The 25,669-nt window shown below is 42.0% G+C and carries 13 protein-coding genes, 1 tRNA gene, 1 other RNA gene and 1 CRISPR repeat array (1 of these 16 running past the window's edge); of the genes, 4 read left to right on the forward strand and 11 right to left on the reverse strand.

Going from position 1 to position 25,669, the window contains the following annotated elements; all coding sequences use genetic code 11:
• A CRISPR array of direct repeats spans positions 1-1,193; the repeat unit is 28 nt; unit sequence TTTCTAAGCTGCCTGTACGGCAGTGAAC (it extends 276 nt beyond the left edge of the window).
• 312 nt (positions 1,194-1,505) lie between these two features.
• Entirely contained in the window at positions 1,506-2,090 is a 585-nt protein-coding gene (gene rimJ / locus VY86_RS20535; RefSeq protein ID WP_046976357.1) for a ribosomal protein S5-alanine N-acetyltransferase, read from the reverse strand.
• A 189-nt stretch (positions 2,091-2,279) separates the two neighbouring features.
• Here rimJ and mdtH point away from each other — a divergent pair, with 189 nt between their 5' ends.
• Both mdtH and VY86_RS20545 read left to right on the forward strand, forming a co-directional pair.
• Positions 2,280-3,485, forward strand: a complete 1,206-nt coding sequence (mdtH, locus tag VY86_RS20540; protein ID WP_046976358.1) for a multidrug efflux MFS transporter MdtH — start codon at positions 2,280-2,282, stop codon at positions 3,483-3,485.
• Positions 3,486-3,522: 37 nt separating this feature from the next.
• On the forward strand, positions 3,523-4,086 hold the full coding sequence (locus VY86_RS20545; protein ID WP_046976359.1) for a lipoprotein: 564 nt from the start codon (positions 3,523-3,525) through the stop codon (positions 4,084-4,086).
• A gap of 66 nt (positions 4,087-4,152) precedes the next feature.
• Here the strand turns inward: VY86_RS20545 and VY86_RS20550 are convergent, their stop codons facing one another.
• On the reverse strand, positions 4,153-4,695 hold the full coding sequence (locus VY86_RS20550) for a TorD/DmsD family molecular chaperone (protein ID WP_046976360.1): 543 nt from the start codon (positions 4,693-4,695) through the stop codon (positions 4,153-4,155).
• A gap of 72 nt (positions 4,696-4,767) precedes the next feature.
• Positions 4,768-5,709, reverse strand: a complete 942-nt coding sequence (gene ghrA / locus VY86_RS20555) for a glyoxylate/hydroxypyruvate reductase GhrA (protein ID WP_046976361.1) — start codon at positions 5,707-5,709, stop codon at positions 4,768-4,770.
• A 324-nt stretch (positions 5,710-6,033) separates the two neighbouring features.
• Between ghrA and VY86_RS20560 the strand changes: the two genes are divergently transcribed.
• Together VY86_RS20560 and VY86_RS23765 are read left to right on the forward strand one after the other, a co-directional pair.
• Positions 6,034-6,123 (forward strand) — tRNA-Ser (locus tag VY86_RS20560).
• A gap of 47 nt (positions 6,124-6,170) precedes the next feature.
• A non-coding RNA gene (locus tag VY86_RS23765) (RtT sRNA) lies at positions 6,171-6,296 on the forward strand.
• 295 nt (positions 6,297-6,591) lie between these two features.
• Here the strand turns inward: VY86_RS23765 and VY86_RS20565 are convergent.
• The 8 genes from VY86_RS20565 to VY86_RS20600 form a co-directional block, all read right to left on the reverse strand.
• Positions 6,592-7,011 carry a hypothetical protein gene (locus VY86_RS20565; RefSeq protein ID WP_238591515.1) on the reverse strand — a complete coding sequence of 140 codons (420 nt, stop codon included), beginning with the start codon at positions 7,009-7,011 and terminating at the stop codon, positions 6,592-6,594.
• Positions 7,012-7,091: 80 nt separating this feature from the next.
• The gene (locus tag VY86_RS20570; RefSeq protein WP_046976362.1) at positions 7,092-13,121 is read right to left on the reverse strand and encodes a non-ribosomal peptide synthetase; all 6,030 of its coding nucleotides are present in this window, start codon (positions 13,119-13,121) and stop codon (positions 7,092-7,094) included.
• Complete coding sequence (locus tag VY86_RS20575; protein WP_082111275.1) at positions 13,118-17,827, reverse strand: non-ribosomal peptide synthetase; 4,710 nt, start codon at positions 17,825-17,827, stop codon at positions 13,118-13,120. Before VY86_RS20575 ends, VY86_RS20570 begins: the two co-directional genes overlap by 4 nt.
• The gene (locus tag VY86_RS20580; RefSeq protein WP_046976363.1) at positions 17,824-21,330 is read right to left on the reverse strand and encodes a non-ribosomal peptide synthetase; all 3,507 of its coding nucleotides are present in this window, start codon (positions 21,328-21,330) and stop codon (positions 17,824-17,826) included. Before VY86_RS20580 ends, VY86_RS20575 begins: the two co-directional genes overlap by 4 nt.
• Before the next feature lie 122 nt (positions 21,331-21,452).
• Entirely contained in the window at positions 21,453-22,565 is a 1,113-nt protein-coding gene (luxE, locus tag VY86_RS20585) for a long-chain-fatty-acid--protein ligase LuxE (protein WP_046976364.1), read from the reverse strand.
• Positions 22,566-22,629: 64 nt separating this feature from the next.
• A complete protein-coding gene (gene luxB / locus VY86_RS20590; protein WP_046976365.1) occupies positions 22,630-23,604 on the reverse strand; it encodes a luciferase subunit beta in 975 nt (324 codons plus the stop codon).
• Between the two features lie 14 nt (positions 23,605-23,618).
• A complete protein-coding gene (gene luxA, locus VY86_RS20595) occupies positions 23,619-24,701 on the reverse strand; it encodes a luciferase subunit alpha (protein ID WP_046976366.1) in 1,083 nt (360 codons plus the stop codon).
• Positions 24,702-24,735: 34 nt separating this feature from the next.
• On the reverse strand, positions 24,736-25,659 hold the full coding sequence (locus VY86_RS20600; protein WP_046976367.1) for an acyl transferase: 924 nt from the start codon (positions 25,657-25,659) through the stop codon (positions 24,736-24,738).
• Between the last annotated feature and the right edge of the window lie 10 nt (positions 25,660-25,669).

Raw genomic sequence — 25,669 nt, forward strand, 5'->3', positions numbered from 1 at the left:
CGGTCTCAGTTCCCGCTATAAATTTTTCTAAGCTGCCTGTACGGCAGTGAACATTAAAATTAACGTCGTGAATATTATTAAGCATTTCTAAGCTGCCTGTACGGCAGTGAACGTATTTCACCAAAGAACCTTATGCCGTGCACATTTCTAAGCTGCCTGTACGGCAGTGAACGAACGCATGGGGATCATTAGCCCAACCGAACGTTTCTAAGCTGCCTGTACGGCAGTGAACTTTAGCGCTGCCCCTGCCTCCGTGTGCACCTCTTTCTAAGCTGCCTGTACGGCAGTGAACATTAAAGCCGCGAAAGATAGCATCGGCGCAAATTTCTAAGCTGCCTGTACGGCAGTGAACGAAATGCTGGTTGGGAAATGCAGCGTCTACGCTTTCTAAGCTGCCTGTACGGCAGTGAACCTATATCCACGATTAGCATACGCATACCCATCATTTCTAAGCTGCCTGTACGGCAGTGAACACGAACAGAAAAAGGCTAACGAAAATTCGAAATTTCTAAGCTGCCTGTACGGCAGTGAACCACTACCGAAGAGCTTCATCAGCAAGCAGAAATTTCTAAGCTGCCTGTACGGCAGTGAACTGATTATCTCTGTCACTATTTCTATTTCATATTTTCTAAGCTGCCTGTACGGCAGTGAACAGTTTCAGAACGCTTTGTACCTAATGCGATTTTTTCTAAGCTGCCTGTACGGCAGTGAACCGTAAGAATAACCGGATGATTCGCAAGTGCTATTTCTAAGCTGCCTGTACGGCAGTGAACCGTGTGCTTGAGCTTTAACAGTCCGCCTAATCTTTCTAAGCTGCCTGTACGGCAGTGAACTCTATTGAGAGCAGCAGAAAGAGACTGGAAATTTTCTAAGCTGCCTGTACGGCAGTGAACACTTTGATGCACGTTATGACAACGTTCCCGCCTTTCTAAGCTGCCTGTACGGCAGTGAACTGTGTGGAACGTGGCAAGGAGACGCATTTCAATTTCTAAGCTGCCTGTACGGCAGTGAACTTTTTTTAATAACCAAAGTGCTCCCCGCGAACTTTCTAAGCTGCCTGTACGGCAGTGAACGTAAGCCCCCTTTGGAATGGTTCAATTCTGTGTTTCTAAGCTGCCTGTACGGCAGTGAACGCAACGGAAAGACAGTGAATGGAAATACAAAATTTCTAAGCTGCCTGTACGGCAGTGAACTGTTAGATACTAACCTTAACCTGCTGACTTTTAAAGAGTAGAGTGATAAAAAGTAAAAAAACCCTTTTTTACGAGGTAAATAACATTTCTTTAAAAAACAATGTATTAAAATTAACTAAGAAAAAAGGGTCAAAAATAAGGTATGAAGAAACACCATCTTTCAAATTACATTTCCCTCCTTCTCTCTACATCTGTTTGTCCATTAATGAGCAAAAGCCCCATCATGGGGCTTACGACGAGACGGTAATTTAAGTTCTGCTATAACTTTGTAACTAGACAGTTCCTGGTTTATCTGGCAGTACAATCTGAGAATTAACTTTTTCCATTCCATTTTTCATCTGTCAGTGCAGTTAATACATGATCCTGCCAAATCCCATTTATCATCAGATATTTCTTTGCATATCCTTCACGTTCAAAGCCCAATCGTTCCAACAATTTACCACTACGATGATTATCAGGCATATAATTAGCCATAATCCGATGCATACCCTGCTGACGCTGCATATAGCGGATGGCTGGCTGCAACGCCTCATACATCAGCCCTTTTCCCTGCCATTTTTCACCAAGGGAATATCCCAAATAACAGGCATGAAAAGCACCCCGCAAAATATTACTGAAATTCGCAACACCAATAACTTCATTCTCATTCGGATCAAGCAGCAAGAAATGAAAAGCTGCGCTCTGCCTTTGCATTTCCATGATTAAATTCAATCGGTTTGTCCAACCAGAAGGCTGACAATGGCTGTTATCCCTAGTTGGCTCCCAAGGTTTAAGAAATTCGTGATTTTCTGAATAATATTCAGCTAAACGATAAGCATCCCGCTCGTACACCAAACGCACCACCATTCGTTCTGTTATCAAACGAACTTTCGGTAAAGTGGAACGATAACCAAACATTATTTCTCCCTAGCTATGCCTAATTTGTCCGTTAAAAACTTAAGCTTTTCATCTATAAAATACATCTTCCAGCCACCCGCTTACGATAAAAAAATATTATCCATAAATCACTACCCTAAAGATTAAATTAAGTACAGAATATAGAAGAATTATATTATTCTCCTCTTCTTAATATTCCAATGGTGAGCAATGTCACTGGTTTCGCAAGCACGTAGCCTGGGCAAGTACTTCTTGTTATTTGATAACTTGCTGGTCGTTCTGGGCTTCTTCGTCGTTTTTCCCTTAATATCAATACATTTTGTTGAACAACTGGGCTGGGCTGCGCTGGTTGTCGGTTTTGCTCTTGGTTTACGGCAGTTTGTACAACAAGGCTTGGGCATTTTCGGTGGCGCAATTGCCGACCGCTTTGGTGCAAAACCGATGATCGTCACCGGGATGCTGTTGCGCGCCCTTGGTTTTGCTTTAATCGCATTAGCCACTGAGCCGTGGATCTTATGGCTTGCCTGCATATTATCCGCATTAGGCGGCACTTTATTTGATCCACCACGGACCGCACTGGTTATCAAACTCACCCGCCCTCACGAACGTGGCCGTTTTTATTCCCTGCTGCTCATGCAAGATAGCGCCGGGGCCGTTGTCGGTGCGCTGATTGGTAGCTGGCTGCTGCAATATGATTTCCATCTTGTTTGTTGGACAGGTGCTGTTATTTTCGTTCTGGCAGCCATCTGGAATGCCTGGCAACTCCCTGCATACCGGATTTCCACTACCCGTACGCCAATCTGGGAAGGTATGGGACGCGTCATTAAAGACCGCCGCTTCTTCACTTATGTGTTGACACTGACCGGCTACTTTATGCTGTCTGTACAGGTAATGCTGATGTTCCCAATTATCGTCAATGAAATCGCCGGGACGCCCGCTGCGGTGAAGTGGATGTACGCCATTGAGGCGACACTTTCGTTGACTTTACTTTATCCCATTGCCCGCTGGAGCGAGAAACGTTTCCGGCTGGAACAGCGCCTGATGGCAGGGCTTTTCCTGATGAGCCTGAGCATGTTCCCAATAGGTTTGATTGGTGAAATCAATACGCTGTTTGGCATTATCTGCCTGTTCTACTTGGGTACCGTCACCGCAGAACCTGCTCGTGAGACATTAAGCGCTTCACTGGCTGATCCCCGCGCCCGTGGCAGTTATATGGGCTTTAGCCGCCTCGGCCTGGCACTGGGTGGCGCTTTAGGTTATACCGGCGGCGGTTGGTTGTATGATACCGGTCATAGGCTAAATATGCCGCAACTGCCCTGGATCCTGTTAGGAATTATTGGCTTTATCACGTTGTATGCACTGCACCGCCAATTTAACCAGCGTAAAATTGAATCCGCCATGCTTAGTGGCAATTAATGATGTAAAATCTGCCCTTCAAAATAAAGGAGTCAATATGAGAAAATTTTTCTTGGGGGCAGTATTGCTGATGGCCGGGTTAGTCAGCGGTTGCGATCAATTCAAAGATTTCAGTATCAGCGAAGAGCTGATTAATGGCTATCTGGCGAAACATATCCATTATCAGAAACAGATTGAGTTACATGGTATCGCCAACGCAGATATAGAACTGACAGAATTGTCCAGCCAAATTGGCCGGACAGAACCCGATAAAATAGCATTAACCGGCCAGGCAAAGGTTAATATTGCCTCCCTGCTTGGCCCAGCTAAAGCGGATATGAAGCTGACACTAAAAGCGCAACCTGTGTTTGATCCAGAAAAAGGCGCTATTTTTCTGAAAGAATTAGAAATCGTTGATTATCAAATCACACCGGAAAAAATGGAAAAGCCGATTAACGCTCTGCTTCCTTATCTGAATAAATCACTCAGCGCTTTCTTTGATATTCACCCCGTGTATGTATTGAAACCGGATCACAGTAAAGCTGAAGCCGCCGCCAAAAAATTGGCAAAAGGGTTAGAAGTCAAACCTGGCAAATTTGTTATCATGCTAACCGATAAATAATTTTTATCGAGATATCGCAGAAAAGGCAAATAATCGTCAATTATTTGCCTTTTCATCCGTTTAAAACTAAGAATCCAACTCTTCCCGTAACGCCTGCAACGCTTCACGGGTGATCATTGCCAATGTCCGGTAAAAACCGGTTGTTGCGTGGGCTTCCACCTTTCCCAGCAATTGCCCACACCACGGCAGAAGATACTCATCAAACAACACAATTTGCCCCTGAACTTCATCTTCTGCGGCCTGATCTTCCAGCCATGAAGCCGCTAATAACAGAGAACCAAACTGATCAACCGGCCCCTCTGACAATGGCATACCGCGTTCGGTCAGAAACTGACGAATATCGTTTTCACTCTCCCCGGTATAGTCAGAACGACGACCCGGCACACTGGCATAACCACCACCACCAAATAGCGCAGTATAATCCGTTGCCATTGCCGGCAGTTCACAACTCTGTTGCAGGCGATCCAACAACGCATCCTGCTCTAATGGCCAGGATTGTTTCAGTTTACCTTCCGCCATCATTGCCAGAAGGGGTTGCAGAACCGGATCTTGTGGCTGGCGGTTAAACAAAGTCCCTAAAATGCGGCAGACTATTGAAAATTCATTCATCTCATTTTCCAAATAAATAGCTATTTTGCCGCTATTGTCCCCAATAACCAACCTGACTGTAAAGAGACACTGTTAATACCCCAGTTTGATATCCACAACACCGGTTGGTAATTCACCCTTTTCAATCCGTCGAATATTTTCACTGACCTTATCCATAGCGATATTGGGAATAGTAATAGCAGCAATATGTGGAGTAACCGTTATACGGGGATGCGTCCAGAATGGGTGCATTTCCGGCAATGGTTCCTCAGTAAATACATCCAATGAAGCCGCCGCGATATAGCCTTTATTGATCGCTACCAATAGATCATGTTCTATCAAATGGGAGCCTCGTGCGAGATTAATCAGATAGGACTTCGGTTTTAACTGACTAAACAGCGATAAATTCAGAATACCACGGGTATGTGGTGTATCAGGCAATAGATTAATAAGCACTTTACTGCCAGAGAGAAAATCGCCCAACTGATCTTGACCGTAGAAGCTGTCTACCTTATTAATCTGCTTCGGAGTACGGCTCCAGCAGCGTACTGTAAAACCAAACTCAACCAGCGTCTCGGCAACACTGCGTCCTAAAACCCCAGCGCCCAACACACCAATCACAAAATCCCGGCGATCATGTGATTCGAGTTGTTTCCACGTTTTCTGCCCTTGTTGCAGCTTATATTCATCCATGCGACGTAAGTAATGTAAAACCGTTGCTACCGCATACTCCCGCATTTGTAATCCCATACCTGCGTCTTGGAGCCGCATTAATGGTACACCGGCGGGCAACATCCCGGGTCTTTGCTGTTCCTGTTTCAAAATGGCCTCTACCCCTGCTCCCAGGGTAAAAATCCCCTTCAATCCGGAGCGATTTGCCAACATTTCATAGGGAGGCGCCCAAACCATTGCATAATCTGCATGGGCATTATCGCCGCGTTTCCATTGACGGATATTAATATTCGGCAGTCGATGCTGCATGCCCTGAATCCACTGAGCGGCATCAAAAAAAGGGTGGTAAAAGATAATATCCATGATTATTTATCCTAATTTATTTTTTTATACAGGGTTATCTGATTAATAGCAGGTTGCAAGCTCCTTTGTTAATCATCTTTATGAAAATGTTGAGAATGTTAAGTAGTTAACGAATTCATTTTTTTCTTATCAAAAAACTTGCATCTGTTTACTTCAACAACGTCAGATGGGCATCAATTCATCGAATTGACGGTTATTTAGCTAACCAATCAAAAAACCAAAGAAAAGTATTAGAAGAGTGTTGACGCTTGTAATGCTTTTCCCTATAGTAGCGCCCCGTTGCAGCGACGATGTCAAACAAAGTTGCTGGGGCGAAAAAAACACGGTGAGGTGTCCGAGAGGCTTAAGGGGCACGCCTGGAAAGTGTGTATACGTGAAAACGTATCGAGGGTTCGAATCCCTCCCTCACCGCCAGAATTCAAAGAGAAGCTCAGGTTAATTACCTGGGCTTTTTGCTTATATATTCCCCGATGCAGGGAGGGATGAGAGCCCTCGACCAGGGTTCGACAAAACGGCAACGCCGTTTTGGACCGCCAAAGGCGGCCCGCAGGGCGAGCGCTAGCGAGTCAATCCCTCCCTCACCGCCAGAATTCAAAGAGAAGCTCAGGTTAATTACCTGGGCTTTTTGCTTATATATTCCCCGATGCAGGGAGGGATGAGAACCCTCAAGCTGGATGAGGCAACGCAGACAGCCGGGTTTTCTTAGCATAGTTTGCTATTAATAAACCCTTTTTCTCCTTTGGCAACATAATCCTTTTTCCAACGGTAAAAAGTATTCCGGGAGATTCTCCTAACCTAAAATAACACCTGTTAAATATACATAAAACTGTCAGTTGAGGTCTAAAAATTCACAGGTTACAGTATAAGAAAAAATAATGTATTTTAATTCTTCTCAACTAAAAACAAAATAGTACGCTTTATATTATTTTGTTTTATATTTATGAGTACATTATCCTTACGCCAATATTCGTCAAAATATTTTTCAAAACCCATACTTTCAACATATTTTATTAATTCTGATTTGTTATTCAAATTTACATTTGAGAAAACAATTTTGTTAGTCATTGTTGGTGTTCCATCCGGTGAATCATAGTATATGATATAATCCTTTGAAATTAAGGGGATGTTTTTAATTTCATCAAAGGTAAACATATTATAATAAATAAAATTTTTCTTTGTATATGACAAATTAACATTTGCAAGCGACATAGTAAAAATCAGAACACATCCAATGAGAATGGCTATAACAACAACTATACGAATAAACCTACTCAATCGAAATCCCAGCATATTCCACAACATGCAAACAAACTCCGCCAACAACTCGCGGTTATTCGATTAGCCTCATCCCTGAAGCCAATCTCTTCATATCTTAGAAAAATTTAGCCATAAAACTGACTGATACTCTCTTTTTCTTGGCCGGATACGATGACATTTAACAACCGTTCATAATATGTAGCCATCCTATCAATGACTGATTCTGTATACAGTTCAGGATTGTAATTGAGTTCACAACTGATATTTTGTGGCATGTATAAGAAATTCATCCCAAGTGATTCAAAAGGAATTATTTCGGTCTCTATCACTTCCACATCAAGGTTTGGCAGTGATAATTTTTCATCTTTAGAGATGTCGATAAAATCATAGAAACTTTGTGCATCCAAATAGTTAAACAGAACGTTAAATATATTATCCCTCGCCTTTTCTCCCACCGCGTCAATCACGACAGACATGTGGATATTAGAATTCTCTATGGCGCGATGAATAGACTGACTAACCTGCTTAATGATTCCTTGTAGGCTCATTTCCTTACTGATATTTGATTTTACTATCAAATCACCCAAGAATAACCCTATTGTTTGATGGCTTTCTATGCGAGTTCGATCAGCTTTTGGTGAGGTAACAATATGTTGCGATTCACCGGAATACATAAAAAGACACGTGTGGAACAAAGCCATAAATAACATATAAGGTGTGATTTTATGAGTTTCACAATATTGTAAAACAGCTTTATCCAGCGAATCTGGTATTTTGATATGACGGGCGTGAGAGCGATATTTTGAAGCCAGATGTTTTCTGAAAGAAACAGGAAAATCGCGTTCTGGATTAACATCAGAAAATTGTTGTTGCCAGAATTTAATTTGTTTTTTAGCTGCCTCAGTCGCATGGATTTCTTGCAAGTCATAAACATAACCAGAATATTGCATAGCAACAGGTGGCAATGGGTTTTCTTGCCCCTGTGAATAAGCCGTATATAACTGTTTAAACTCGTTCATAATGATATTGATAGACCATCCATCGGAGATAATATGGTGTACGTCAATAAATAATACCGTGATTGTTTCCGAAACAGGCAGTAGGAATGTCTTGATTAGCGGGCCATTATAAACATCAAAAGGTGTTCTTAATTTCTCTTCCCAGAGCTTATTAATTTCAATAATGATTTGTTCTCTCTCGATTCCTCTTGGTAACGCTTCAATAACTTGAAGATTAATTTTCATACTATTGTCAGGCTGCATGAAAATTTGCCCATTTTCTTTATAAAACTTAAAACGCAAACTTTCATGTCGCGCTAAGATGGTATTTAAACTTTTTTCCAACGCACTGTGATTCAATTCTCCTTCCATCAGCAAAGTAATGGGTACGTGGAAACTGTCCTCCAACAACGCTTCTTGAATAAAATACCAATACATTTTCTGACAATAAGAAATAGGCATTTTTCCATCAAATGTACTGTGATCAGATATATTGTGTGTTGTCTTCGGTGCGGATATTTCATGCTTATGACTGTGACGAATTACACTGGCAATCTGAGCAATGGTTGGATTTGCAAATAACTCATGCATACTGAAATTATTGGTCAAAGTATTTCTTATGGAAGCGGTTATTTTAACTGCCAAGAGTGAGTGACCACCGAGTGAGAAGAAATTATCATAAATACCAATTAGATTGATTTTTAGATGTTCTTGCCATAACTGACAAAGTTTTTCCTCGATTTCATCTCTCGGTGCAATATAAGCCTGACGACGTAAGTCATTTTCATCTGGAATGGGTAACGCTTTTTTATCCACTTTATTATTCAAATTCAGTGGAATACGTTCCAATGGGATATAGAGACTGGGCACCATATAGTCAGGTAGTTGTTTTTTCAAGGCGGATTCCAGTAGCTCTGCAAGTTCTCCACTAATAGCAGGAAGTTGCGGATAATTAGCTAAATGCGTCTGGCTGTAATCTGAGCGCGCCTGCACTTGAGGTAATTCACCTCGGCTGAAAATCACATCCAGTAAATCAGGTTGCTGCTGTGACCATGTAAGTTCACACTGGTAGCCGCACTGTTCCGCATATTGAAGTAAAGATTCGAGTGCCAAAACTTGCTCCGCGGCTTCTGGAGAAAAACCGTCGGCATCTTTTAGTGGAAAGACAATCTGATTAGATGACCAATGGCGTAACCCTTCCGCTAAATCAAAATCATCTTTGATACGGGCATTAGGAATACCTGAGACACCAAATGTATCGAATTTCCCTGTCTCTAACACATTACGAAGATCTTCAATAGAATTAAAATCGCACCAGGTTATGGGTAAATGGCAACATAACTCCGCATTTTTATCGCATTTATGTAATATCACTTCATAACGATAGCGCAGCATTTCATTGTCGCCAATACCACGTTTAACCAAAATATCAACTCTTCCAATTTCAGGGTAACGCGTCGGCAATTGGGCAAAATAGGTTGGACTCAGTAAAAACTCTTTTTCTTTCTGTAGACGCTGTTGAATGCGGTTTGCCAGCGTACCCACCGAAATACGTTGCCCATTCAGGCGATTTTTCTCGATGGCTGTTACATGTGCAGTTAACAAATCTAAGTTACGGATATCTCCCAGTAGAATTTTCCCCCCGGTTTTAACCGCAGGCAATAACTGTGTAATGACTTTTTCCAGATATTGAATATTGGGGAAGTATTGGACAACGGAATGCATCACAACGGTATCGAACTGATCTGGCGTGATTGTGCCTAAATTCAGTGCATCTCCCCTGATTAGCTCCACGTGTGACCAGCCACGCTGCCGCAAAATTTTCTGGTGATGTGTCAATACCTCCGCTGAAATATCAGTAGCCAATACTGATTCGCACCGTTCAGCATAGCGATACAACAATAAACCCGCCCCACAGCCAATTTCCAATAAGCTGCGGGGATGCAGGGATTCAATCCGCTGCATGGTACCCGCCCGCCATTCTTCCATTTGGTCCAATGCAATCGGCTGTTCGGTATAATTATTTATCCAACCATCAAAATCACTCTTGTCATCGCTCTTATCAATAGTATCGGTAGCAATATTTTCTGTTATCTCCTGCCGATACCGACCATCAAAGATCTCTGTCCAGCTTTCAAGGTAATCTGCATTAAAAGCGGCTGCTTTCTCCGCCAGCCAATGCGTACTCGGGCAAACATAAGCAATGAGTTTCCTGTCCTCACTGTCATGACCATCAGCGATCACGACAGCATTACTTAAAATCTCCTGCCCCGCCAGCACCGATTCGATTTCCCCCAATTCAATACGATGGCTGCGAATTTTGACCTGTGAATCCAAGCGGCCAATGAATTCCAACTCACCTTCTGGCGTCCAGCGGACTAAATCACCTGTACAGTAAAGTCGGTCTGCCGGGTTGGTACTGAAGGGATCTCGGATAAATTGCTTTTCCGTGATATCCGGTGCATTCCGGTAACCGCGTGCCAGTTGAATGCCACCGATATACAGTTCCCCGACAGCCCCAAGAGGCACCAGATTACCGTCGGAATTCAGGATACGCATCACAGTATTCGGCAACGGTTTTCCAATTGTCACTCGCTTATTTGCTGTTAATAAGGCGGAAGTCACAATCGAAGTACACTCTGTTGGGCCATAAACGTTAAACAGCTTTCTGCCCTGCGACCACTGCGCGGCAATATGCGGCGCCACAGCTTCCCCTGCCAACAACAAGGTTGAAACTGTGCGCCACTTGTTGAAATCCAAATGAGGCAACAACGCCGGCGGGAGTACAGCGTGGGTAATGTGGTGTTTTTCAACCACCTCATCCAGCCATTCAGGCGAACGGCGGTGTGTTTCTGAAATCAAATACAATGTGGCGCCATAGGCCAAGGTCATTGCCATTTCCAACACTGCGGCGTCAAAGCTCCAGGAAGCAAACTGCAACCCGCGAATATCAGCACCCGCACCAAATAACGCGGCTTGTGCTTGTACCAGATTCACCCAACCCTTGTGCTCCAGCATCGCGCCTTTTGGTCGGCCAGTAGAACCAGAGGTATAAATGACATAGGCCAGATGATTTTCTGTCAGGGGCACTGAACGATGAACGATATTGCCAGTGGGCAGGTTTTGCACATGTGACTGTACCGTTTCAGCATCCAGACAGATAACGCGTTGCTGGCTGATAGGCAATTTATCAACCAGCGGTGTTTCGGTCAGGATAAATTCAGCACCGCTGTGCTCCAGCATGTATTGCAGGCGGGCTTGCGGATAACCGGCATCCAAAGGCACATAAGCTCCACCCGCTTTGAGGATGCTCAGCAGTGCAATCACCGTTTGCAACGACCGGGGAAGGCAAATTGCCACCAGAATATCTGGCTGGATACCCTGCTCAATCAGGTAATGCGCCAACTGATTGGCCTGAGCATTAACCGCCTGATAACTTAAAGCCTCTTCACCAAAAACCAGCGCGGTTTTTTCAGGATTCAGTGCCACCTGTTCTTCAAACAGCTCGTGGAAGCAACGACCTTGTGGGTAATGGTTCTGTGGCCCATTTAATTCATGCAGTAAGGTATGCTTTTCAGCTTCTGCCAATAATGGCAGTTCATGAATGGGGGGTTCTTTATTTACTGAATCATCTGTCATCACCTCAACAATGCCAGAAAGCAAGGTTTCGTAATTGGCGATAAATCTTTCAATGGTACTGCTATAAAACAGACTCGTATTTGAAATCCATATTATGGATAATTCGCCCGTCTGTTCTTCCTCAAAAACATGGATTTCCAAATCAAACCGAGTCGTTCTAAGTAAATTATCCTCGGATTCAATAATATTATCCTGTTCCAGTATTGTGTCACGTTGGTTATTCTGTACTGCAAACATGATTTGGAAGATGGGGTTATGGTTTGGGTTCCGTTCCGGACTGAGCTTTTCTACCAACATCTCAAACGGCAAATCTTGATGTTCATAAGCATCCAGAATGGTACGGCTGTTTTGTTTTAATAATTCACTGAACGTCGGCTGACCGGATAAATCTGTTCTGATAACCAATGAATTAACAAAAAAACCGATCAGCGGTTCAATATCAGGATGTTGTCTGCCAGCAATTACTGTTCCAACCAGAATATCTTTCTCATTACTATAGCGGCTCAGCAATACAGTAAAAGCCGTTTCCAGAAACATGAATAAGGTAACGTTATGCTTAGCACACAGTCCTCTAATTGCTTGGGTTAACCGCGAGGAAATATGTTGTGTATGAAAACACCCTTCGATATTTTGTTTCTCTGGCCGTGGATTATCCAGCGGCACACGGTGGACGGGTGAAATTCCGGCTAACTGCTTCTGCCAATATGTCAGCTGTTTTTTCAGCACATCACCTTGCAGCCAGCCCTGTTGCCACTGGGCATAATCGACATATTGAATTTTCAGCGGCGGTAGCGGATTTGTCTCACCCTGACAATAAGCTTTGTATAACGTGAAAAATTCATGGAGAAATATTGCCATCGACCAGCCATCGAAGGCGATATGGTGTATCGTATAAATAATAAGGTAATCATTTTCTGCCAATTTTATTAACCTAATGCGCAGCATTAGATCTGTATTAAGGTTAAAAATCAGATTCTCTTCTTCCTTACTGAGTTGTTTTACCTGATCGTTTTTCTCAGTTTCAGGTAACGCAGATAAATCATGATGTGTAATAGGTAAATCGAAATCCGTGGCAATAAATTGCCGCGGTTCGTTATTGATGATTTTAAAATAGGTACGCAAGACTTCATGGCGTTCAAGTAATGCCTTAACGGCTGCCTCAAACGCCTTGATGTTAATGGATTCCCGCAGCCTGAAATTCCCCATACAGTTATACTTGGGGCTGCCTCCATCCAGCTGATCAATAAACCATAAACGCTGTTGAGCAAATGAAAGCGGATAATGTTCTGCTTTGCCATCACGCTGAATATCTTGCAAAAAGTGATGCGTTTGAGTTTGTTCTTCTGAATCGAGCTGGTTCAGAAAATCAATCAACTCCTGTTTATGCTGTTTCCATTCACTGAGCAAAGCGGGTAGAATACTGCCGCGGCCAGTCTCGTATTGTAAACGGTTATCAGTAACGAACAGCGTAATTCCCTGATCTAAAGCCTCATTGATAATTCGCGCCGCATTTTTCATATATCACCTTTCAACAGTTCTTGCGTTGTTTCTTTCCCAGCCTGGAAATGTTTTCTTTTTTCTTTGATAAGATGAATAGTGACAACCTGTGATAGCTGCTCAAGTGTTGGGTGTTCAAAAACACTTCTCAACGGAACTTCTATTTCTAATTCGTTACGTATTGAACTAATAAGGCGCGTTGCCTGAAGTGAATGTCCCCCCAAGGTGAAGAAATTGTCATAGATGCCTACTTGACTGACATTCAATAACCGCTTCCATAACTGACCGATCTTAATTTCTATTTCATTTCTTGGCGCCACATAGTTTTGTCGGCGTAAATCGTCTTCATTTGGGATCGGTAACGCTTTTTTATCCACTTTATTATTTAACGTGAGTGGCATTCGTTCCAAAGGAATATAGAGACCTGGAACCATATATTCTGGCAGTTGCTGTTTCAATGCGGATTCGAGTAATTCTGAAAGTTCCCCACTAATAGCCGAAATTTGCGGATAATTAGCTAAATGGGTTTGATTGTAGTCAGTACGTGCCTGTATAGGTGGTAACTCTCCACGACTAAAAATCACATCCAGCAAATCAGGTTGCTGTTGTGACCACGTAACGCCGCATTGATAACCACATTGTTCAGCGTATTGCAGTAAGGATTCGAATTCCTGAACCTGTTGTAATGCCTGTGGGGAGAAACTGCCGACATTTGCTGGTGGCGTTATCATCTGGTTGACTGACCAGTGACGCAGCCCTTCTGCCAAAGTGAGGTCATCTTTAATTCTGGCGTTGGGGATACCTGAAATACCCAATATATCCTCCGTGCCCATCTGTAACAAATTACGCAGACTTTCAAAAGAATCGAAATTATGCCAATTTAAAAGCAATTCATTACAAGATTGGGTATTTTCACCTCTTTTGTGCAATATGACATCATAACGATAACGCAACATTTCATTGTCGCCGATGCCACGTTTAACCAGAATATCAACCCGGCCAATTTCAGGGTAACGCTCCGGTAATTGGGCAAAATAAGTTGGACTGAGTAAAAACTCGGGTTCTTGTTGTAAACGCCGCTGAATACGGTTCGCCAGCGCCCCTACCTGAATACGTTGCCCGTTAAGATGACTTTGCTCTATCGCTGTAGCATGGGCGGTTAATAGATCTAAGTTGCGGATATCTCCCAACAAAATTTTCCCACCCGCTTCAATCGCCGGTATTAACTGTTCAAGTACTTTTTCCAGATATTGAACATTAGGGAAATATTGGACAACAGAGTTAATCACGACAGTATCAAATTCATCAGCACTCAAGGTTCCTAAGTTGAGCGCATCTCCTCTTCTGAGCTGCACATGTGACCAGCCACGTTGTTGCAGAATATGTTGATGCCGATTTAACACCTCAGCTGAAATATCGGTAGCCACTACTGATTCGCACCATTCAGCATAGCGATACAACAATAATCCGGTACCACAACCAATTTCCAGTAAGCGATGAGGATGCAGGGCTTTAATCCTGTGCATGATTCCTGCTAACCATTCCTCCATTTGCTCAAGGGCAATCGGCTGTTCAGTATAGCTGTTCATCCAGCCGCCGAAATCACTGTCTAATGCGACTACATCACCTTTCTGAGCGCTCCCTTTTTGAGTATTAGCCGTTGTGGGTTGACGGTACTGCTCATCAAAAATTTCTGTCCAGTTCTCAACGCTGCTTGCGTTAAATTCAACCGCTTTTTCACCTAACCACCCTGTACTTGGGCAGACATACGCAATGAGTTTTTTATCTTCATCTTGACCATAAGCGATCACAACAGCACTACTTAAAGCATCATGCCCGGACAAAACTGTCTCGATTTCACCCAACTCTATGCGGTGACTACGGATCTTAACCTGAGAGTCAACACGGCCGATAAATTCCAACTGACCATCCGGTGTCCAGCGTACTAAATCGCCGGTTCGATAAAGCCGGTTTTCCCTGCCATCCGTTGAATGCGAGCTGAATGGATCACGGATAAACTGCCTTGCTGTGATTTCCGGTGAGTTTCGGTAACCGCGTGCTAACTGAACACCGCCAATATACAGTTCCCCGATAACGCCCATCGGAGCCAAATTACCTTCCGGATCAAGAATACGCATCACAACGTTAGGCAAAGGTTTTCCAATCGTAATCTTCTCGTCAGTTAATAAAGCTGTGGTGACAATGGATGTACATTCTGTCGGGCCATATACGTTAAACAGGTTTCTATTCTGTGACCAACGAACAGCAATCTGTGGTGGCACGGCTTCACCCGCCAAAAGCAAAGTTGAGACAGAACGCCATTTGTTAAAATTCAGATGAGGAAGTAGCGCCGGAGGTAGTACAGCATGAGTTATCTGATGTTTTTCAACCACTTCATCCAACAATTCAGGGGAACGCCGTTGGGTTTCGGAAATCAAATACAGTGTTGCGCCATAGGCCAATGTCATAGACATCTCTAAGATCATGGCGTCAAAACTCCAGGAGGCAAACTGCAACCCCCGGCAATGTGAGTCAATGCCAAATAAATCTGCTTGCGAGAATGCCAGATTAACCCACCCTCTATGTTCCAGCATCGCCCCTTTCGGTTTACCGGTAGAGCCGGAAGTATAAATCACATAAGCCAGATGATTTTCCGTGAGCGGAAGTGGACGCTCAGTAATATTATCGGTAGGCATATGTTGTAGCTGAGACTGTACTATCTCTGTATCCAGACAAATCACTTTCTGCTGGCTAATTGGCAGTTTTTCAACGAGGTGAGTTTCGGTCAGGATGAATTCGACTTCACTGTGATCCAACATATATTGGAGGCGGGCTTTCGGATAACTGGGGTCTAACGGTACATAAGCGCCACCCGCTTTAAGAATACCCAATAATGCCACAACAGCTTGCAATGACCTTGGTATGCAAAGTGCAACCAACGTGTCCGGTATGATCCCTTGTTCAAGCAGATAATGTGCCAATTGGTTAGCTTGCTCATTTAATGACTGATAGCTCAGGGTGTCATCGCCAAGAATCAGGGCATTTTTTTCAGGGTGTTGTGATACCCGCTCTTCGAAGAGTTCATGGAAACATTTCCCGGTCGGATAAGGAATTTGTGGCCCGCTCCATTCATGCAGTAAGGTATTCCGTTCAGCATCTGCCAATAATGGAAGGTCATGAACGGACGGCTCACTGATACCTGCATGATGCTTCATCACATCAACAATATTGGTCAGCAAAATTTCGTAATTGGTGATTAATCTATTAATGGTCTCATTTCTGAACAGGCTGGTGTCAGAGATCCATCCAATAGATAACTCACCTTCGTCTTCTTCATAAATATGGACTTCCAAATCAAATCGGGTGGTCAGAAGGGAACGTTCTTTAGATGTCACAATGCTATCCTGCTCCAGAGTTGTATCCCGTTGATTATTCTGTACTGCAAACATGATCTGGAAAATAGGATTATAATTTAAATTCCGTTCTGGACTGATTTTCTCCACCAGCATCTCAAAAGGCAGGTCTTGATGTGCATAAGCATCCAGGATCGTACGACTATTTTGTTTTAATAGTTCACTGAATGTAGGCTGACCGGATAAATCCGTTCTTATCACCAGTGAATTGACGAAAAATCCAATCAAAGGCTCAGTGTCACGGTGTCTTCGCCCTGCAAGCGGCATGCCAACCAGAATATCCTTTTCACTACTGTAACGACTCAACAACACAGCAAAAGCCGTTTCCAGAAACATAAATAACGTCACTTCATGTTTGGCGCACAGTGCTCGTATTTCTTGAGTCAAAGCTTTTGAAATACGTTGTGGATGAACATTCCCTTCAAAATTTTGTTTTTCTGGCCGTGGATTATCCAGTGGAAAACGGTGAAGTGGTGAAATACCTGATAATTGGTTTTGCCAGTAATCCAGCTGTTTTTCCAGAATATCCCCTTGCAGCCAGTCCCGTTGCCATTGGGAATAGTCAGTATATTGAACTTGTAATGGCGGCAGAGGATTACCCTCGCCCTGGCAATAAGCACGATATAATGTCAGCAGCTCACTGATAAAGATTGCCAGCGACCAGCCATCACAGGCGATATGATGAATCGTATAGAGAATGAAATAATCATCATCTGTTAATTTCAGCAACCGAATACGCAGCATCAGGTCAGTGCTGAGATTAACAGCTTGTTTCCACTCCTGCTCACCGAGTTGTTTAAGCTGTTGTTCCTGCTCAAATTCTGAAAGTGTGGACAGATCATGTACTGTAATAGGCAAATCATAAGAAGTCGCAATAACCTGCCGTGGCTCATTATCAATAATTTTGAAATAAGTACGCAGCGATTCATGGCGTTCAAGCAATGTTGCTATAGCCGCCTCAAAAGCGTTGAGATTAAGCGACTCTCTCAACCTGAAATCACCTGTGCAGTTATACTGCGGACTACCTTCGGTAAGTTGATCGATTAACCACAAGCGCTGTTGAGCAAATGAAAGTGGGTAATGTTCCGCACGATCATAACGCGGAATACCTTGCAGTCGGTGAGTGTCCGAATCCTCTTCTGAATCGATTTGCTTCAGGAAATCAATCAATTCTTGTTTATGTTGTTTCCATTCACTGAGCAGTTCCGGAGGAATGCTATCTCGGCTGGTTTTATATTTCAGTTTGTTATCAATAACAAACAGAGTAATCCCTTGATTTAAAGCTTCATTGATAATTTGTGCCGCATTTTTCATATATCACCTTCCAATAGTTCTTGTGTTGTCTCTTGCCCAGCCTGGAAATGCTTTCTTTTTTCCTTAACCTGATGAATCGTGGCGATTCGTGCTAATCGCTCAAGTGTTGGATACTCAAAGACACTGCTCAACGGTATTTCAATGTTTAGATCATTGCGTATTAAGCTGATAAGGCGGGTTGCCTGAAGAGAGTGACCACCCAACATGAAAAAGTTGTCATAAATGCTGACTTGGCTAACGCCCAACACTTCTTGCCATAACTGGCTAATTTTTCTCTCCACTTCATTTCTTGGCGCAACATAACTTTGTTGTCGGAAATCATTTTCATTTGGAACAGGCAACGCTTTTTTGTCCACTTTGTTATTTAACGTGAGTGGCATTCGCTCTAGCGGAATATAAAGGCTTGGAACCATGTATTCTGGTAATTGTTTTTTCAGTGCTGATTCAAGTAGCTCCGAAAGTTCAATTTTAATATCGGAAGACTGAGATGCGTTGTCGGCATTAAATTTCAGCCCTTTTTTATCCAGCCAATCTTTGGTTGGACAAACATAGGCAATCAATCTTTTATCGTTCCCATAAGTAATAACCGCAGCACTGCTTAAGGCGTCATGTCCGGCCAATGCAGTTTCGATTTCTCCCAACTCAATCCTAAATCCTCTAATCTTGACTTGAGAGTCAATCCGACCAATAAATTCCACACTACCATCAGGCAACCAACGGGCTAAATCTCCCGTTCGGTATAAACGTAAGGATTGGGAATTGTCCGTTAAATCAGTAATAAATTTCGTTACGTTTGTTTCAGGGGCATTCAAGTACCCACGCGCCAGTTGGATGCCACCAATATATAATTCCCCGGCAACACCAATAGGTACTAGATTGCCTGATGGATCAAGAATACGAATAACGATATTGGGCAATGGTTTCCCAATCGTAATTTTGTCATCAGTTAATAAGCCCGAAGTCACAATGGCAGTACACTCTGTCGGGCCATATACATTGAACAGTTTTCTGCCCTGTGACCAACGAACAGCGCTCTGTGGTGGTACCGCTTCCCCCGCTAAAAGCAAGGTTGAAACGGAACGCCATTTGTTAAAGTCCAAATAAGGCAGCAAAGCAGGAGGTAATACAGCATGGGTAATCTGATGTTTATCAACTAACTCATCCAAATATTCAGGGGTATGCTGTTGGGTTTCTGAAATTAAATAAAGTGCTGCTCCATACGCCAGTGTCATAGATATTTCTAAGATCATGGCATCAAAACTCCAGGAAGCGAACTGCAATCCCCGGCTATATGAATCAACACCAAATAAACCCGCCTGTGAAAGTGCCAGATTTACCCACCCCTTATGTTCCAACATAACCCCTTTCGGTTTACCCGTAGAACCAGAGGTATAAATGACGTAAGCCAGATTATTTTCCGTTATTGGGAATGGGCGTTCAGCGATATTGTCCGTAGGCATGTGCTGCAATTGTGATTGCATTGTTTCCGTATCCAAACAGACGACTTTCTGCCGGCTGATTGGGAGTTTTTCTATCAAATCCGTTTCGGTCAGAATGAACTCAGCTTCGCTGTGTTCCAACATATATTGAAGACGAGGTTTCGGATAGCTGGGATCTAACGGCAAATAAGCTCCCCCTGCTTTAATAATCCCCAGTAGCGCTACTACAGCGCGTATTGAACGAGGAATACAGAGCGCGACCAATGCTTCTGGTTTGATCTTTTGCTCTGTCAAGTAATGAGCGAGTTGATTAGCTTGTTTATTTAATTCCTGATAGCTTAATGAATTGCCGTCAAAAATAACGGCTGTTTTTTCAGGATATCGAGCAGCTTGTTCCTCAAACAGTTCATGAAAACAGCCGCCATGCTGGCTATAATCCGGCAGGCCATTCCATTCATGTAACAAAGTGTGTATTTCAGCCTCTGCTAATAATGGAATGTCATGGACAGAAGGTTCCCTGTATATCAGATCGGAGCCAATACATGGCTTCATGACACTAACAATATTAACCAACAAGGTTTCATAATTGGCAAGCAATCTTTCAATGGTCATATTATTGAATAAGTTGCTGTCATAAACCCATAAAAGGGATAATCCGCCCTCTTCTTCTTCATAAATATGAATTTCCAAATCAAATCGGGCTTTCAAAAGCAGACGTTCTTCAGACTCAATATTATTATCCCGCGCCAGTATCGTATCACGCTGAGTATTCTCCAGAGTAAAAGCGATTTGAAATATAGGGTTATAATTTAAGTTTCGTCCCGGACTGATTTTTTCCACCAGCATTTGAAATGGCAGATCTTGATGTGCATACGCATCCAGGATAGTGCGACTGTTCTGCTTTAATAACTCACTGAAAGTGGGCTGACCGGATAAATCCGTTCTGATCACCAGAGAGTTAACAAAAAAACCAATCAAAGGCTCAATATCATGGTGTCTTCTCCCTGCAAGTGGTGTTCCGACCAGAATGTCTTTTTCATTACTGTAACGACTCAACAATACGGCAAAGGCTGTCTCCAGAAACATGAATAATGTGACTTCATGTTGGTGACATAATGCTCTTATTTCTTGTGTTAAATCCTTTGAAATACGTTGATCATTAAGATGCCCCTCAAAACTCTGTTTCTCTGGTCGTGGGTTATCCAGTGGAAGACGGTGAAGTGGAGAAATACCTGATAACTGGGTTTGCCAATAATCCAATTGTTTTTTGAGAATATCACCTTGCAGCCAATTTCGTTGCCATTGAGCATAATCGGTATATTGGATTTTAAGTGGCGGTAATGGAGCTATTTCTCCTTTATTATACGCGCGATATAGGGTAATAAGTTCATTGATAAAGATTTCTATTGACCAACTATCACAGGCAATATGGTGAATGGTATAGATAATCACATAATCATTTTCGGCCAGCTTTATCAGGCGAATACGCAACATCAAATCAGTACTAAGGTTAAAAACCAAGTTATCTTCTTCTTTACTGAATCTTTTGATTTGAGATTCTTGCTCAGTTTCAGAGAATGCAGTCAGATCATGTCGTGTAATGGGTAAATCATAGGAATGTGTTATGACTTGCCGTGGCTCATTATCAATAATTTTAATATGGGTACGTAACGCTTCATGACGTTCAAGCAACGTTTTTACCGCGGCCTTAAAAGCGTTGAAATTCAGTTGTTCCCGTAATCTCAAATATCCGGGACAATTATATTGAGGGCTACCTTCGGTAAGTTGGTCGATAAACCACAGGCGTTGTTGAGCAAATGAGAGTGGATAATGTTCTGCATTGCCATCACGTTGGATATTCTGTAATTGATATGTTTGAATTTCTTCTTCTGCATCGATCTGGCTCAGGAAGTCGATCAACGCTTGTTTATAATTTTTCCATTCACTGAATAATTCTGCTGGAATACTATCACGACTGGTTTCGTATTGTAATCGGTTATCAGCAACAAACAGAGTAATTCCTTGATTTAAAGCCTCATTTACAATTTGCGCTGCATTTTTCATATCTCTCCTTGAAAATATAATATGAAATTTTTTATATAAGTGATTATTTATAATGTCCGTAATTGGAAAATAACAAATTTCTCATCATGTAAGCATATGGACATCGAAAATCATTAGCGACGTTAATTGTCAAATGCTTGAGTTAAGCTTAAAGCACACCCTTTCTGTGTCCTCGTATTAACACGACGTAAAATTTCAACGAGCACACCAGGATACTTACCATATTCTCTTCTGATTATCCCGATATCATCGGTGACAAGAAATGCCGGGTAACTCGTTGATGACGCATCCATATAACTCATCAAACCCGGCATTCCATCAGGCACAGGTTTCAACGTTTCAGGATCAAGTGCTCGCGCATATACCCACGGCGGAACATGTTTACGTTGCATCTCATCCTCAAAGAAACAAGTGTTGAGTTCAACTTGATTAAATATATCGCGGATCTGACTCATATTACTGAGGTTGAAGGTATCGAATAGAAGCTGATTGAAATCGTCGCGTTTCAGGGATTCTTTTTGGTAACTTTTCCAGCCTCCCCCCGTTATGATATAAAGGCTTTGATCTCCAGAAAATGAGATATTTTTATCTTTCATATAATTGCAGAGCAAATAGATAAAGTATGGCGAACCGATAAGACAAATATCTTTTCCTTGACTTTTTATTCGTTCAAGACTATTTAATGTTTTAACAAAATCTATCCGTTCTTCTGTTACGGTGAATGTTGTAGGATATAGCAACTCCACCAGGCTCATAACATATTTAAACCAAATGTTATGAGCATTAAATCTGTCGGGCCCCAAGTTGACCAATTCCATTTGATGATCAAACCAACTACCAATATATTTCATGCCATAACCCACAGAACCTAAAAGTCTCTCAATACTTAGTCTGTCACGCGCTACCAGACTTTTTAAACCATTCGTGCCGCTACTAGTGAACCAACTTTCAATCTCGTTTTCCTGACAAGTTAATAAGCGAGTAAACTTAAAAACTGATGTTGGGAATACAGGTATGTCATCAATTTCCGTAACATTGTCATCTGCTTTATGTGCCTGACAATAACGACGGTATTCTTGACAATGTTTATAGTGATTACGAAATGCATCAAGCACAAGTTTTTTTCTGATTTGTTCCTGTTCATCATAAGACCAAACTAATGGATCGCTCGAAAAAATCAAATCATCAATCTCTGAGCTTGCTGTGATTTCTTGTTTATTAACGTATGAAGTCATACCTGTTTTTACCCTCTACAGATAATATTAGGAATGATGGCAGCGCTGCTGCCATACTCTTTTATTACATGTGATACTTCCTAATATTATCATTAACAATATCGATTGTGTTTTTCTGGCTCATCAAGTCATTCATTGGTTCAAAGGACAGTAATACGCTTTTTGCACCACACTTTTCAATCGCCAATTTAGCCGCAGTTATACATTCCATATAATCTCCGACGGCATTTTCTGTGATTATTTCTTCAAGTTTCTTTTCGAGATTTTCATCAGGGTGCATTTCAGAAACATAATTACTTATAAATGCACGTGTTTCTTCTTTAGCTTTCTGACTATCTTCGTTAAAGTTAACCAATATCATTAACTGATGATCTATAGCTGATAGGTCAATACCCTGTTTATCAGCAATGATTTTATACCTTTCCTCATACTCATGTCTGACATCATTGGAATCATCCCACTTAAAGATAAGAGGAATGCCTTTTTGGGCTGCCCACTCAACGACATAATGACTCGTTGCCGTTACATATCTCCGAGGCCCGCCTTGTGTATAAGCATGAGGGTTTACGGATATTTTGGGAAAACTATAAAAATCGTTATCTGGATTACAATAGCCTGTTGTTAAAGCATCGTTAATAATTTCATAACACTGTTCAAAGAGTTGCTGTTGGTATTTATCAGGGCGGTTAAAAAAATGCATTTCATCTTTTTTTTCGCAATCACTCAATCCTAAAATAAATCTCCCTTCGCTCAACTGATCCAATAAGCAAGCTTCCTCCGCTATTCGGACAGGGTGATGAGTTGTAATGACGTGATTCAATGAACCAATTTTAATTTTTTCAGTTAGACCGAGCAAAAAACCAGAAACAGTCAGAGGAGCACCGACAATGCCATTACCTGAAAAATGATTTTCATACACCAAAATCTGTTCAAAATTCAGTTTATCAACATACTCCGTTATTTCCTGCATACGGGCTATACTTTGTTCTTGAACAATTGTTGAATTGATGAAGTTAAGGAAGAACAATCCAAATTTCATTTCATTTTCCTTAGCTAGTATAATAGCGAACGTTGTTTTTCTTTGAGAAATGGCATGACATCAGACTGGAAAAGCCTCATGGAAGCAATAATTTCATCTACTGTTCCATTAGCTTCAAACCCACAACAAATATTTGATATTCCTGTGGCGTCAATGTCTTTTTGGATTATGTCAATGCACTCCTTCGGCGTTCCTACGGGATTGATTTCGTAACTGTAATCAATGCGGCGATTAGTATTTTTATGTCCTTTTAATACAAAGTCACGCCACTGCCCTTTATTGAAATCATAACCTTTTGTTTGGTCTGAATCATCAAAAATGGTCGTGGCATTGACATAAGAATCATACCAGTGGCCCAGAAAATTCCGGCAGATCTCTTTCGCTTTTATTGAATCATGGTCTACAGATGTTATATATGATAAGCAATGGTCGATATTATGAATATCGTGCCCATGTTCTTGAGCCACTTCGTTATAGAGCTCAAGTTGTGCTTTCTTTTCGTTAGTATTGATAATCCAGCTTAAGATCATCGGCAAGCCAAATTGAGCAGCCCACTCAGTGGTTGAGGCTGATTCAGCCACCACATAAACAGGTGCGCCGCCTTTACTATATGCCGTCGGGCTGACTTTTACCTTATTGAAGCTGATATGCTCATTGGCAGCTTCGACATATCCCTCTGCCATGCCATTTTTTATCAACCCGTACCAGCACTCCATTAAGGCGCGGCTGTTATCCATATCTGTGCCAAATACACGAAAGTCTTTGTTGTAAAGCCCCCGGCAAATACCAAACCTAAATCGCCCTTTTGACATTTGATCCAGCAAATTCACATCTTCAAGTTGGCGTACTGGATGAGCAGTGGGGAGAACAATAGCAGCAGTCCCTACATTGAGTTTTTTGGTTGCACCAAGTAGATATGCAGCAGCGACATAAGGGTTACCAAGCAAACCAAACTCCGTGAAATGATGCTCCAGTAACCATACAGTATCAAAACCACACTCCTCAGAGACGCGGCCTAATTTAACCAAACGTTTCATTACCTCGGTTTGAGAAAGTTGAGGTGGTTGGTATGTAAGCAAAAAGTTTCCGAATTTCATAGATAGTCCTTCTGTTTCTATCTGAGTGATAGAGTTAAGACAGCGAAATTGTTTGATTTTCAATCTCAATTTTCATTCGGCGTTCATTGACTGTCGCAATAGTCAGATGTTCAAATGACGGCTCAATCATATCAATATCGATATCCAAACTGCCATTATCCATCGCGATAGCCGCTTTCGTCACTGATTGATAAAAATTGCGCAGGACCACTAAGTTCTCACCCAAATCATGTGAACCTCCTAGCAAAGAATATATCTTGCATCGATTACTACGAATATTTGATAACAATTTGATGACTTCATCTTGTTTTACCCAATCGTCGTTATTTGCAGTAAAAGCAATAAACGGTATATCAAGATGCATCATGCTATTAATTGTGGAAGTTAAATCTTCCCAACCAAAATCAACGCAATCTCTCGCGAAGACTTCAGCACCCAATTTATGGCCTTCAAAATCCAAATTATTAGGCAATTCATCAATGGGCAAACTGAGATAATCAAATCCTAAAGCTCTTTCGAGAGTATATCTTAAGTTAACAACACCAACCGCAGTGATTAAAAACGAAGCATTGATTTCAGACAGGCTTGCATAAACTATCCGTGCAGATAAGCTTGAAGCCAAAATACCACGGTTATGTATTTTTCGTGTATTTAACCAATCAACTACGGCTAACAGACTCTGTTTTCCTATAGACATGGTAAATTCATCAATTGTCCCCGAACTCAATCCAACATGGTGAAGTGAATCATAGCGAATCACATGAAATCCATTCCGTGACAAATATTCCGCCAGACCAGCAAAATGATCCATTCTCCGGGCAAAGCCAGATGCAATGATAATTGCATTCTTTCTTTTTAGACTGTTTTCTTCCGGCAGCGTTTCCCAGACATGAATTTTTTTATTTCCTTCAACACAAATAACATGGTCGATGGTTTTATATCTGGATGCATTTTCCATACTTTTTACC

It is taken from the genome of Photorhabdus thracensis, from assembly GCF_001010285.1.
Classification (GTDB): domain Bacteria; phylum Pseudomonadota; class Gammaproteobacteria; order Enterobacterales; family Enterobacteriaceae; genus Photorhabdus; species Photorhabdus temperata.